12 protein-coding genes are annotated in these 13,591 nt (G+C 40.3%); 3 read left to right on the top strand and 9 right to left on the bottom strand.

Annotated elements, in window-relative coordinates:
- Positions 1-61: 61 nt before the first annotated feature.
- Both ppa and ACT4_RS12225 read right to left on the bottom strand, forming a co-directional pair.
- Positions 62-589: an inorganic diphosphatase gene (ppa, locus tag ACT4_RS12230; RefSeq protein WP_004917070.1), complete on the bottom strand. Its 528-nt coding sequence runs from the start codon at positions 587-589 to the stop codon at positions 62-64.
- 115 nt (positions 590-704) lie between these two features.
- Entirely contained in the window at positions 705-1,103 is a 399-nt protein-coding gene (locus ACT4_RS12225) for an MAPEG family protein (protein WP_019385879.1), read from the bottom strand.
- Between the two features lie 150 nt (positions 1,104-1,253).
- Between ACT4_RS12225 and ACT4_RS12220 the strand changes: the two genes are divergently transcribed.
- The gene (locus ACT4_RS12220; RefSeq protein ID WP_007482640.1) at positions 1,254-1,646 is read left to right on the top strand and encodes a hypothetical protein; all 393 of its coding nucleotides are present in this window, start codon (positions 1,254-1,256) and stop codon (positions 1,644-1,646) included.
- Positions 1,647-1,709: 63 nt separating this feature from the next.
- Here ACT4_RS12220 and ACT4_RS12215 read toward each other — a convergent pair whose 3' ends face one another.
- The 6 genes from ACT4_RS12215 to ACT4_RS12190 form a co-directional block, all read right to left on the bottom strand.
- The gene (locus tag ACT4_RS12215) at positions 1,710-3,389 is read right to left on the bottom strand and encodes an AMP-binding protein (protein WP_004876300.1); all 1,680 of its coding nucleotides are present in this window, start codon (positions 3,387-3,389) and stop codon (positions 1,710-1,712) included.
- Between the two features lie 156 nt (positions 3,390-3,545).
- On the bottom strand, positions 3,546-5,765 hold the full coding sequence (gene parC / locus ACT4_RS12210; protein WP_007482639.1) for a DNA topoisomerase IV subunit A: 2,220 nt from the start codon (positions 5,763-5,765) through the stop codon (positions 3,546-3,548).
- A gap of 126 nt (positions 5,766-5,891) precedes the next feature.
- Complete coding sequence (locus tag ACT4_RS12205; protein WP_007482638.1) at positions 5,892-6,305, bottom strand: hypothetical protein; 414 nt, start codon at positions 6,303-6,305, stop codon at positions 5,892-5,894.
- 58 nt (positions 6,306-6,363) lie between these two features.
- The gene (locus ACT4_RS12200; protein WP_004876296.1) at positions 6,364-7,008 is read right to left on the bottom strand and encodes a trimeric intracellular cation channel family protein; all 645 of its coding nucleotides are present in this window, start codon (positions 7,006-7,008) and stop codon (positions 6,364-6,366) included.
- Between the two features lie 51 nt (positions 7,009-7,059).
- Positions 7,060-7,542, bottom strand: a complete 483-nt coding sequence (locus tag ACT4_RS12195; RefSeq protein ID WP_007482637.1) for a YchJ family protein — start codon at positions 7,540-7,542, stop codon at positions 7,060-7,062.
- Positions 7,543-7,680: 138 nt separating this feature from the next.
- Positions 7,681-9,258: a TerC family protein gene (locus ACT4_RS12190; protein ID WP_007482636.1), complete on the bottom strand. Its 1,578-nt coding sequence runs from the start codon at positions 9,256-9,258 to the stop codon at positions 7,681-7,683.
- A gap of 326 nt (positions 9,259-9,584) precedes the next feature.
- Here ACT4_RS12190 and ACT4_RS12185 point away from each other — a divergent pair, with 326 nt between their 5' ends.
- Positions 9,585-10,205 (top strand): TIGR00730 family Rossman fold protein, encoded by a 621-nt coding sequence (locus tag ACT4_RS12185; RefSeq protein WP_007482635.1) that lies wholly within the window; start codon positions 9,585-9,587, stop codon positions 10,203-10,205.
- A gap of 52 nt (positions 10,206-10,257) precedes the next feature.
- On the opposite strand, the gene ACT4_RS12180 is transcribed toward ACT4_RS12185, so the two are convergent.
- A complete protein-coding gene (locus ACT4_RS12180; protein WP_007482634.1) occupies positions 10,258-12,039 on the bottom strand; it encodes a choice-of-anchor I family protein in 1,782 nt (593 codons plus the stop codon).
- Between the two features lie 163 nt (positions 12,040-12,202).
- Here ACT4_RS12180 and mdtD point away from each other — a divergent pair, with 163 nt between their 5' ends.
- Positions 12,203-13,591, top strand: a complete 1,389-nt coding sequence (mdtD, locus tag ACT4_RS12175) for a multidrug transporter subunit MdtD (RefSeq protein ID WP_023013624.1) — start codon at positions 12,203-12,205, stop codon at positions 13,589-13,591.

Genomic DNA, 13,591 nt, shown 5'->3' with positions numbered 1-13,591 from the left:
TGGAGGTTTTTTTATCAGCTAGACTTTAAATCATAAAATCTAGCTGAATCTACTCAGAAAATTACTTCTTAGCAGCTTCGATTGCTTTCAATACTTCAGCTTTCGCAACGTCAGCACCTTCCCACCCGCTGATTTTTACCCATTTACCAGGCTCTAAATCTTTATAGTGTGCGAAGAAGTGCTCAACTTGGCTAATCAATAATGGCGGAAGATCTGTATATTCTTTAACATCTTTATATAGTGGAGATAACTTTTCGTGTGGAACCGCGATAAGTTTCGCATCGATACCACCATCATCTTCCATATTTAATTTACCAACTGGACGGCAACGAATCACAGAACCAGCAGCAACAGGATGTGGCGTTACAACAAGAACGTCTAATGGGTCACCATCTTCAGATAATGTATTTGGCACATAACCGTAGTTCGCAGGGTAAAACATTGCTGTACCCATGAAACGGTCTACAAATAATGCATCTGAATCTTTGTCGATTTCGTATTTAATCGGCGCTGCGTTTGCAGGGATTTCAATGATGACATAGATGTCGTTTGGTGCGTCTTTACCCGCAGGAATATTGCTATAACTCATATCAACACTCGTATATATTGTGAAGTCAGATGTAAATCGGACAGATTATAACGTGAATACAGTAAAAATGATGCTAGATAAACTGAGAGCTAGAGTTTTTTATCCCTAGCATGTCTCATATCATTTTGATGGTAATCACAAATAGGAAAATTGGACAAAGCAGCGAAAAAAACCAAATAATGGAACGCAAAGTCGCTAAATTAGCTAAATAACAAATCCCGTAGATCACACGAAATACGATAAATGCCCAACCTAGAGTCAGAATAAAATGCTCTGGTATGACCATATATTCTGCCATTAGAATTGCAGCAATAAATAACGGTAAGCTTTCAAAGCTATTTTGCTGTACAGCATTTGCTCTTGCTGCCAAACCTGTCGTTTTGGCCAAAAAATCTCGAGGATTTTGATTGTCTTGCGCTTGGAAACCACCTTTTGATTTTGCAATCAAGGTAAAAACATACGGCAACAAACATGCGACGATAATAATCAAAATAATGCCGCTAATACCTTGCATGCTGACATCCATCATTTGAAGTTCTTCTGATCATGCTATCATAACTTACAATTTATTGAACTTTCATTTGCGCTTGTTCAACAAGCGTTTCTTTTACACAGCAAGTTTGTGCAAAAGTTGTGTCTTTTCATACTGTTTTAAGGTCATTCTATGCAACAGCAAGATCATAAAGAAATGTTTGATGTGCTTGCACAACAACGCCAACATCAGCTTTTGGTTGATCGTGTACTCAAAGTCGTTTTGCCTATTGTCTCCTTTTTGCTGAGTGTAATTTGTGCAAATTTGAATTGGCAATCGACACTCGGCACTTTTGTGATCCTCACCATCGCTTTCTATGCAGTTGGCATTTATCGTTTGACGCTTTGGCATTGGTTAACTGTGATTGCCATCTATGCTGTTGCAGATAATTATTTTAGTTTTAATGGCATTGATCCAACTCGATTACGCTTTCAATTGGCCACTATGCTGGTTTTTGTCGGCATTGTAGGGATTGGTCGTCCTTATATTGACCGATGGCTTATGAAATCGAATAACCCAAAATAAAAATCAAATAAAAAAAACGCCGCAATTGCGGCGTTTTTTCAGCTTCCCTACGTTAACGGGAAGTTAAGCTGGTTTACGTAAGTCTTTACGTAAGATTTTACCAACATTCGATTTTGGCAATTCTTCCATAAATTCAACATAACGTGGGCATTTATAGCCTGTTAAGTTTTGTTTCGCATAAGCAAGAATTTCTTCAGTCGTTAAAGATGGATCTTTCTTCACGATGAATAATTTAGGTACTTCACCTGATTTTTCATCTGGCACGCCAATCGCAGCAACTTCCAATACTTTTGGATGTTTCGCGATAACTTCTTCAATCTCACTTGGATAAACGTTGAAGCCAGAAACTAAGATCATGTCTTTCTTACGATCTACAATCTTGAAGTAACCACGCGTATCCATAACACCGACGTCACCTGTACGGAAGAAACCATCTTTGGTCATTACCTTTTCAGTTTCATCAGGACGGTTCCAATAACCTTTCATGACTTGAGGGCCACGGATTGAAATCTCACCTTGTTCACCTTGTGCCACTTCATTACCATCATCATCAAGTAATACAACTTCAGTTAATGGCAATGGAATACCAATCGTGCCACTGAATTCAGTTGTTGCAGGTGGGTTCGCAGTCGCAACTGGCGAAGTTTCAGATAAACCATAACCTTCGATAATGATTGTGCCTGTAACTTTTTTCCATGCTTCAGCAGTTGATGGCAACACAGCCATACCACCGCCCATAGCCATCTTCAATTTGCTGTGATCAAGTTGTTTAAACTCTTCGTTGTTCACTAAAGCATTAAACAAAGTATTTACAGCTGGGAAGAATGATGGTTGGTATTTACGTAATTCACCAACTACAGCAGGTAAATCACGTGGGTTAGGAATCAAGATATTTGCTTGACCCTTATACATACCATAAAGCGCGCACACCATGAATGCAAAGATGTGATAGAGCGGTAATGCACACACGATACGATCATCTTTAGCGCCATCGCCTGTACCGAACTTGCTTGAGAAAATACCATCACATTGCAATAGGTTCGATACAAGGTTACGGTGAGTTAACTCAGCACCTTTAGAAACACCTGTAGTACCACCCGTATATTGCAATACAGCCGTATCACTTAACGTCAAGCTTGGGCGTTTATAGTTGCTAGGGTTAGCTTTGTTTAAAGCCGTGTTAAATTTCACATGACCTGGAATATTCCAAGCAGGGATTTGCTTGCGTACTTTGCGTAAAACAAAGTTTACAATTGTTCCTTTCAATGTACCGAGCATGTCACCTACAGAAGCAACCACAACATGCTTCACAGGTGTTTTACCAATAATGCTTTGGTAAACGCTAGCAAAGTTTTCAATGATCACTAATGCTTCAGCACCAGAGTCATTTAACTGATGTTCAAGCTCACGCGCTGTATAAAGCGGGTTTACATTGACAAGTACTAAACCAGCACGGAATACACCAAGAGCAACCACTGGATACTGGAATACGTTCGGCATCATCACCGCAACACGTGTTCCTTTTGCCAAGCCAAGGCTTTGTAAATATGTCGCGAATTTACGGCTAGCGACTTCTAATTCATTGTACGTTAAAACTTTATCCATGAAGATAAAGGCATCACGTGAACCAAATTTTTGGAAATTGCGTTCAAAAATATCAACAAGTGAGGTGTTTTCAGCAGGCAGCGCAACTGTTTCTGGAATTCCTGTCTTTTGGTATTCAGCAAACCAAATCTTTTCCATAATGCCATTATCTCCGAGTGGTAATCCTTAAAAATGTAACAACGTTACTTTCCATGACAAAACATTTTTTTTAACTTTTTGCATTGCCCTGTCAATCTATTCAAACAATATGAATACATTTCATATATAACGTATTTGTGACACAGAATACTAGCCTTATCTCTGAATGAAGAGTCTATTTGCTTTTTGATATCCCCGTGGTAAAAGTTGCCCCTTTGTTGCTCTTTTTCCTATATATTTTTGGAGATCATCCCCTTTCAGTTTTAGATGCTGTTGTCCTGCAGCGACTTGGATTATTTCATCTAAATTCAGGGTTGTCATGGATAAAATTTGCTCTTTTTCATCAAGTTGTATCAACTTATTACCTTTACCTTTATTCAGTACAGGTAACTCTGCTAAATCAACAATGAGCAAACGACCTGATGAACTCAGGATTGCAATATGTGTTGCTTGATGAATTGGCAACAATGGTAAAGCTGTTGCTTTGTCCGTTACTGTTAAGAAAGCCTTACCCGCTTTTGCATTAGTATCAAGCTGTGCAATTTGCGTTTTAAAACCATAACCTTTGGTGCTTGCTGCAAGAATGTCATGGCTGTTGTCACCTGTTAACACTTGGATAAATGACACACCGCTGGCTGGCGCTAATTTAGAACTAAGTGGTTCACCAAGTCCTCGAGCAGAAGGCAAGCTGCTGATTGGCAAAGCATAACTACGTCCCGTCTCATCTAAGAAGTAGACTCGTTGGTTGGTTTTACCCACCGCATGGCTGAGATATTGATCACCTGCACGGTAATTTAAATTCGCTGCATCGACCTCACCCCCTTTCGCAGCACGTACCCAACCTGCCTCTGAGAGCACAACTGTGACCGTTTCTGCTGGCAATAGATCTTGCTCTTTAATTTGTACTGCCTCAGCACGTACAACAATTGGAGAACGACGATCATCACCAAATTTCTTCGCATCCTCTTTTAATTCATTGATGATCAGATTTTTTAATGATTCTGGATTTGCCAATTGCTCACGAATAATGGCCGCTTTAGCTTCTAACTCTTCCTGCTCACGGCGAATTTCCATCTCTTCAAGTTTCGCCAAATGACGAAGTTTGAGTTCTAAAATCGCTTCGGCTTGAATATCGTCAATACTAAAATGTTGCATCAATACTGGTTTCGGTTGATCTTCTTCACGAATGATTCGAATCACAGTATCAATATCGAGGTAAGCAATTAAAAGACCTGCCAAAATATGCAAGCGTTTTTCGATTTTATTTAAATGGTATTGCAAACGACGTGTCACTGTTTGCTTACGAATCTCAATCCATTCCAACAAAATACGACGAATCGATTTAACTTGCGGACGACCATCAGCACCAATCATGTTTAGATTGACGCGATAGCTCGACTCTAAATCTGTCGTTGCAAATAAATGACTCATCACTGTTTCTGCATCAACACGATTAGAACGTAGTACGATCACCAAACGGGTTGGATTCTTATGATCAGATTCATCACGGACATCACTCACCAGCGGCAATTTCTTGGCAATCATCTGATCTGCGATTTGGGTAATCACTTTAGAACCTGAAACTTGATACGGCAGTTCAGTAATGACTATTTCATTTTTATCGACAGCGTATACCGCACGCATACGGTAACTACCACGACCTGTGGTTTGAATTTTTAATAATTCGTCAGGTGGGGTAATAATTTCAGCTTTCGTTGGTAAATCTGGAGCAGGAATATATTCTGCTAACTTTTCATCTGTCGTTTCTGGATTACGAATCAATGCAATCGTACCTTTCACCACTTCACGTAGGTTATGCGGTGGAATATCAGTTGCCATCCCGACAGCAATACCTGTGGTACCGTTCAACAAAATATTTGGAATACGTGCAGGTAAAGTAATTGGTTCTTTCATTGAACCATCAAAGTTATCTTGCCACTCACTTGTACCTTGCCCGAGTTCACTCAGCAATAATTCACTATAAGCAGAAAGTTTGGCTTCGGTATAACGCATTGCCGCAAATGATTTTGGATCATCAGGCGAACCCCAGTTGCCCTGACCTTCAACCAATGGATAACGATAGCTAAATGGTTGTGCCATCAACACCATGGCTTCATAACAAGCTGAATCACCATGCGGATGGTATTTACCCAGTACATCACCAACGGTACGTGCAGATTTTTTGGGCTTACCTGTCGATTTTAAGCCCAGCTCACTCATCGCATAGACAATACGACGCTGTACAGGTTTTAAACCATCACTGATATGTGGCAATGCACGATCCATAATCACGTACATGGCATAGTTCAAATAAGCTTGTTCTGTGAATTCAGCTACGGAACGGTTTTCGGTTGCATGATGTGCAAGGCTGGTCATTTCAGCGAGTCATCCAAAATCATTTATTATCGTCAATGTTTTGTATGCTATGTGGATGAAGGCGTTGTGACAAGCCCTTGTTGTTGTTTAAACGTCAAATGGTGTCTTAAAAAAAAATTTTTATAGTTATTTAATTTTTGTAAATATCGAAATATCATTTTTATATTCTAGTGCAATACTACTCTGATCTTTCTTTTTATATTTTTCATAACAATTAAACCAACAATGACTATAGTGAACCAGATAGTAATTTTCTTTTTCTATTATTGAGTCTATCTCCGATCTTTTTTGCCAATTTTCAAATCTAGAATATTTACCATTACCTAGATCACAAGTGAAACTTTTTATTTCATCAACAATGTTTGTAGTTGAAATCGTTAACGTTCTATTTTTTATTAAACATTCTTTAAATCTATCTTGAGGCATTTTTACCTTTTGATTTTCATATACTCCTTGCCAAATACCAATAAGGTTAGTCTCAGCATGTGTATAAGAAATAAGTAAAAATAAGAAAAGAAATTTTAACCAACTTATATTCATTCTAAAGAATCCTGAAAAAAATATTATTTCATTTATCTATAAAAATATATTATCAATATCAATGCTCATCTGTCGAAGATGCGGACTCAGCATCATCTTCTTGATAAATAAATTTCGGCATTTCCAAACCAAAATAAATTGCGATCAAACGTAAGGTAAAACCAAAAACTAAAGTGAAAATTACAGTTAAATCATGTGGCAGGCCAAGCTCTAAACATACCCAATAGCAAATGACCGCAACGAAAGAAATACTCGCATAAAGCTCACGGCGGAACACTAAAGGTACATCATTACACAAGATATCACGCAGAATACCGCCCGACACCCCTGTTAATACGCCTGCCACCGCAGATACCACAAAACCATGCCCCATCGATAAGGCAATCTGGCAACCAATGATGGTAAAGCCAATTAAACCGAGAGCATCCAGTACGAGGAAGATATTACGTAAATGACGCATCCATTTAGCAATAATGATCGTTACAAATGCAGCCGCACAAGTAAGTACCAAATACTCAGGATGCTTCACCCATGTCAACGGATAGTGCCCCAACAACACATCTCGGACTGAGCCACCACCTAGAGCCGTCACGCAGGCAATCAGTACCACACCAAACCAATCCATACTACGTCGACCCGCTGACAGTGCTCCTGTCATCGCTTCCGCAGTAATGGCAATAATATAAATAACGGTGAGTAACATCTGCCTACATCCTAAATCAGGCGTAAAAGTGTGCGCTATTTTAAGACAAACTTAGATGAATTGTGCACAACATTGCTTAAATTTTTTCCCCGAACCACAAACACAAGGCTGTTTCATCGTGATTGGTATATCCAAGGTTGGATCAAGAAAATACCAGCGCTGTTGATGCAAAACAAAATGTGAAATTTCATGATGAATATGCTGCTGTTTACCATCTTGATTTTGATCACAGTAATGCGCTTTGAACTCGACCAAGGCGTGCGTTTTATCGAGCTTTGGCTGATGTTGCAACACTTCTAATTTCAACCATTGATTTGATTTACTCCAATCCGCAATCGCAGCACGATCTAAATAAGCCTGCTGCCCAGTGGCAGCGGTCGACAAAATATAATCCACTTGTTGCAAAGCAAAGGCACTATAACGAGAACGCATTAACTGCTCTGCATTTTGTGCATATTGCTGCTCTAAATGCAAAGGCTGACAACATTCAACATATAAGCCGCGCCCACATGGACAATTTTTTAGCAGTGTCATGGTTCTTTCTCAAATAAAAATAGCCTTGGGATCAATCATAAACTATTTAAGTTTCGTCTATGAAAACCCAAGGCTATTCGCTATTACAAATTACTTTTCCACGTACAGCATAGCTGTTCGCACAAAGCGTGGTTGTATTTAATCTCGCTCTGGCTTGTCTTTAGCGATGATGCGCACTTTTTCAATTTTATGCCCATCCATCGTCACCACTTCAAATAAGTAACCATCCGCTTCAACCGTCTCACCATTTTCTGGTAAACGACCTAAATGGAACAAGATATAACCCGATAAGGTTGAATATTCTTCACTTTCATCAACCAAGTCTTTGCCCAATAACAAAGAAACGTGACGAATATCGGTTGAACCTTCTAATAGGGTTGAACCATCTTCTAGGCTTTCAGCCGCGGCTTCCAGCTCATCCTCATCAGGGAATTCACCTGCGATCGCCTCTAATACATCAATCGGCGTGGCAATCCCTTCAATCGAGCCATATTCATTCAACACAATTGCCATTTGTAATGGTGCTTGACGTAATTGCTCCATCACCATCAACACTTGCGCATTTTCATGAACAATCAACGGTTCACGTAAATGCTTAGCAAAATCAATTGCCCCTGTTTCGATGTATTCATTCAGTACTTTATGCGTCAGGACAATACCTTCGATATTGTCTAATTCACCGCGTGCTACGATCAAACGCGAATGCGTCATTGCCATTAAACGTGCTTTTAACTCGTCAGGTTCAGCCTCTAAATCTAACCACTCAAGCTCAGGACGCGGCGTCATCACCGACTTCACTGGACGTTCAGATAGACCTAAAACACCTTGCACCATGACACTGTGGTACACACCATTGTCTTCGTCAAAAACTTCTTTGGCATAAGCTTGTGTTGCCAGAACATCTTCAGCTTCGTTGTTCTGCCCTTCACTGCCTTTACCACCGAGCATCCGCAAAACGGCTGACGCGGTACGATAACGCAAGTCCGTTGTCGTCACGAGTTTCTCTTGGTTACGGCGCATAGTTTGATTAACCATCTCGACCAATACAGAGAAACCAATCGCTGCGTATAAGTAACCTTTAGGAATATGGAAGCCAAAACCTTCAACCACCAATGAGAAACCAATCATCATTAAGAAGCCAAGACACAGAATCACCACTGTTGGATGCTTATTGACAAAGTCCATCAGCGGTTTTGATGCCCAAAGCATAATACAAACAGCAATAATCATTGCCAGCATCATTACACTTTTATCTTTAACCATTCCCACAGCAGTAATGACACTATCTAAAGAAAAGACAGCATCCAAAACTACAATCTGAACAATAACCATCCAGAACGTCGCATGTACGGGGTTTTCTTCTTTTAGTGTTTGGTGTCCTTCGATTCGTTCATGTAACTCCATTGTGCCCTTAAATAATAAGAACACACCACCAAATAATAGGATCAAGTCACGACCAGAAAAAGCATGATCAAAAATATGGAACAATGGTTCAGTAAGTGTCACCACCCATGCGATGGCAGCAAGTAGTCCCAAGCGCATGAATAAAGCGAGAATCAAACCAACGCGACGCGCAGTATTACGTTGTTCAGGTGGCAGCTTTTCAGCTAAAATTGCAATAAAAACAAGGTTATCAATACCCAATACAATTTCGAGCACCACCAACGTTGCTAAACCTACCCATGCAGCGGGGTCAGACATCCATTCCAGAATCATTGATGTGACTCCTCGGCTAAAGCAGCAATATTTTTATCAAGTGGAAAGTTTAAAAGATCGGCAGACTTCGCCAAAACATTTTTTTTAGGGAATAAGAATAAAGCGGAGCAACAACAACCACTACTCATAAAGGGACATGAATTAATAAAAGGATTTTCAGTATAGGCAAGATTCCAGTGAAATTCATCTATTTTATATGGATGTTTTTTGCAAATTCTTTCTCGCAATGACAAATAGGCATTGTATGTAAAATGTGCATAAAACTGTCATAAAAGTGATTTAGCCTAGACAAGCACAATGAAAATGATAAGGTGAAAATAAACGAAATGAATAGTGTATTAAGAATGACTGAAAATAAAACCATTACTCTCCCAAAAACAACTCAACCTCTTATTGCTTTATATTGCGGTTCACGTACAGGCAATAAACCTATTTATCGTGATAAAGCCATCGAACTTGCTCAACACATTGCCAATCAAGGTTTTGGTATCGTTTATGGCGGTGCAAGTATCGGCTTAATGGGACAAGTCGCCGATACTGTACTGGAACATAGCGGTGAAGTGGTTGGTGTGATTCCTGAATTTATGCTGGATTATGAAATTGCCCACAGCCAACTCACTGAACTGCATATTGTAAAAACCATGCATGAACGTAAAGCGCTTATGGCTGAGCGTGCAAATGCATTTATTGCATTACCTGGTGGTCTAGGAACTTTCGAAGAAATTCTTGAAATCGCGACATGGGGACAGCTCAACCAACATCAAAAACCTATGATCATTTATAACGTGAATCGTTTCTATGACGCACTGATCGCACAGCTGGATCATGCTGTCGAAGAAGGTTTTTTACCTCCACAACATCGCGCGAAAGTAATCATCTGCGATACGCTTGAACAAATTTCAAGTGTCATCAAAAATCTCAGCACACCGACACATATCGAAGTTTAAGCAAAAATAGATAAAAAAAGCGGATCAAATGATCCGCTTTTTTGGGTCTACTCTACTGCACGTTGATTTGGTAAATTGCAGTTGAACCACTCACTTCATTGCCCACCACCAAAAGCGGCTTACTGTTTGGTGCATCTTTAGCTGCAATAAAAATTAATCCTTCTGGCCCTAAATCACCTTGTTTCGCTGTATCTGCCTCAGCAAAGTTACGTGTGCTGAAATATTCAATAAACTTCGGCTGATTTGGCGTGCTGATATCATACACCATAATGCCACTCATACGCTCTAAACCAATAAATGCGAAGGTCTTTTTGCCAATAGCACCCACCGCAATTCCTTCAGGTTCAGGACCTTTATTATCACTACGGTCATCAAAGGCAGCTTCTTCATGATCACTATTAAAATACGCTGGGAACAATTCTGCTGTTTTCTTCTCAAACTCACTGCCTGAATCCCAAATGAGCTGACCTTGTGTATTCCAAATGCTAAATGAACGTGCACCATATGCATAAAGCTTGTCATAGGTTAATAAACCGTTGGCATCTAACTTGGGTGAACCATCGGCATTGGTTTGATAACCCATATTCCATGCAATATTCAAACGCCCGAGATTCGGGTCTTTACGGCAATCACCCGCTTCAGTCGCTGTTGCACCGCAGTAAGCAAAAGTGACTGGATTGAGTTTTGCACCTTTCACCCCATTCGCAAACTTCTGTAAATGCGCAGGATAATCACCATCTGCATTAAAACCTTTGCTATTAAACAAATGTTTCATTCGAATATTTTCAACATAACCTTTGGCCGTGTCCCCTGCAAAATAAGCATCTTCATCAGCCAACCATTCACGGCTATCGCCTTCATTTGCAGTAACTAAATAGGTTTGCCCATTGGCTTGATAATTGGCAATCGAATCAGGTTGGTACATACCTACAAGACCTGCCCACGTTTTAATATTGATCAATCCATCTTTATCACTGACATCTAACTCATTGCCCACTTGACCATGATCTTTGTAACCCAATGGGTAAATGTCCGTTACTTTTTGCTGTGCAAGATCAATGCGTGCGATTGCGTTATTTTCCTGCAAAGTCACCCATGCAGTTTTGCTGTCAGCAGAGACCGTGATGTATTCAGGCTCTAAGTCTTGAGCAACGGTTGCATTTGGCCCAAAAATACGCACACCTTTTGCAATCAAATCGGCTTTTTGGTTATTCCATGCTTTAAAATCAGCAACACTGGCTTTCGGTTGTTGAATATTACGCACATCAATAATGCTGACCGAACCTTCAGGATCAATAGAATAATCATCATTCGGTTCAGCTTCATTTGCGACCAGTACCGTATTGCCATCAGGGCTAAAAGTCACCATATCAGGTAATGCACCGACTGCAACTTTGCTGATAAAACTCAAATCCCTCGCATTAAAGAATGCGACAATTCCCACATCTGTTTTATTGGCTGCTTGAACTGCAATCGCAACGATTCCATTTTTCACTGCGACACTATTTACTTCTGAATCTGTCAAATAGGCGCGTGCAGAAAGTTCTGCGATATGCACAGGCTTTTCAGGTGCTGAAACATCTAATACATCAACCAAACCTTTTTGGGCATTTACGACAAATAGACGTTTGGTTGCTGCGTCATAAGCAGGAATTTCCGCAGCGCTTTGAGCAAATATATTGGTTTCATATCGACCCAATAAACTGAGTTTAATTGTCTCAGGCGTAGGCTCAACGACTTCAGGCGTATTGTTGTGGTTGTCATTATCATCATTACAAGCAACCAACCCCACAGACAGCATTGCTGCCAATAAAACTGAAATCTTAAATTTCATGCTCAATTTCCATACAATTCTTTTATATGGCTAATCTAGTGTTGTGAGGTGCAAGTTCGATGACACTTTCATGTCAGTTCGATGACGACTCTTTGACAATTTTTGGCTTTATTTCAAGCAGAGTTGCTTTAAACTAAAGCTGACTTTTCATTCGTCACAACTTATGACAACGACCACACATCAAGCTGTACAACCTGAATTTCGACTGTTGGTATTTTTGGTGTCGATTGGCTTTTTTATGCAAGCCTTGGATACCACGATCGTCAATACCGCCATTCCAGCGATGGCAGTGCAACTCAATGAAAATCCCTTGCAAATGCATGGTGTCATTGTGGCCTATGTCTTATCCGTTGCAGCTTGTATTCCGTTAAGTGGCTGGTTGGCGGATCGCTTTGGTATTCGTAATATTTATCTCAGCGCAATGGTCATTTTCAGCTTGGCTTCTCTGGGCTGTGGTTTATCTCAAAACTTAGAACAACTGCTATTTTTCCGTGTGATTCAAGGCATTGGCGGTGCATTATTGATGCCTGTCGGACGTTTGGCGCTACTCAAATTGATTCCCCGTTCGCAATTCTTGTCAGCGATGAGCTTAATGAGCTTAGCAGGTTTGCTTGGGCCATTAATGGGCCCCTCCTTAGGCGGTTGGTTGGTCGAGGTCAGCACATGGCATTGGATATTCCTGATTAACATTCCGATGGGTATTCTCGGGATGATCATGACTCTGAAAGTCATGCCGAATCAGAAAGAGCCTACAGTAAAACATTTCGATTTGAGCGGTTTTATTTTATTGATGGTTGCCATGGTTGGACTATCTCTCGGGATCGAAAACATTGCCTCACCGCAGTATTCACACTGGGTCAGTCTAAGTCTGTTAATCGTTGGGGTGATTGCAACCTGTAGCTATGCCTATCATGCACATAGCCATCAAAATGCACTATTCCATGGACGTTTATTCCGCTACAAACTCTATTCGATCGGCGTGCTTGGCAACTTCTTCGCACGCTTAGGTAGCAATGCGATTCCGTTTCTTTTGCCATTGATGCTACAAGTTGCTTTTGGTTTTGAACCATTTATCACGGGTTTAATGATGATCCCTGCTGTTTTGGGTTCTTTATTCTCGAAGCCAATTGTTCGCCCCTTAATTCAGCATGTCGGCTATCGTCGTTTCTTACTGACCAATACGGTGCTAGTCGGATTATGTATCATCAGTTTTTCGTTGATGACAGCGGCAACTCCCCTTTGGCTGAAAGTGCTACATCTATTTATTTTTGGGACTTTAAATTCACTGCAATTTGTTGGGATGAATACATTTACCTTAAAAGATTTGCCACAACAAGACGCCAGTAGTGGCAATAGTTTCTTATCAATGATCATGATGTTATCCATGAGTATGGGCGTGGCGTTAGCAGGTACACTGATCAATACATTTGAGCAACATTTTACAACAGCGACCATCGACACCGCATTTCATGCCACATTGATCACACTTGGCTGTATCAACATCATTACAGCACTTGTGTTTTGGCAGATTCCCAAAGACACAACAGACTAA

Origin of the sequence: Acinetobacter sp. NBRC 100985 (assembly GCF_000241225.1) — a bacterium.
Classification (GTDB): domain Bacteria; phylum Pseudomonadota; class Gammaproteobacteria; order Pseudomonadales; family Moraxellaceae; genus Acinetobacter; species Acinetobacter venetianus.
Note: the sequence above shows the minus strand (reverse complement) of the source record. Positions and strands in the feature narration are given on the sequence as shown.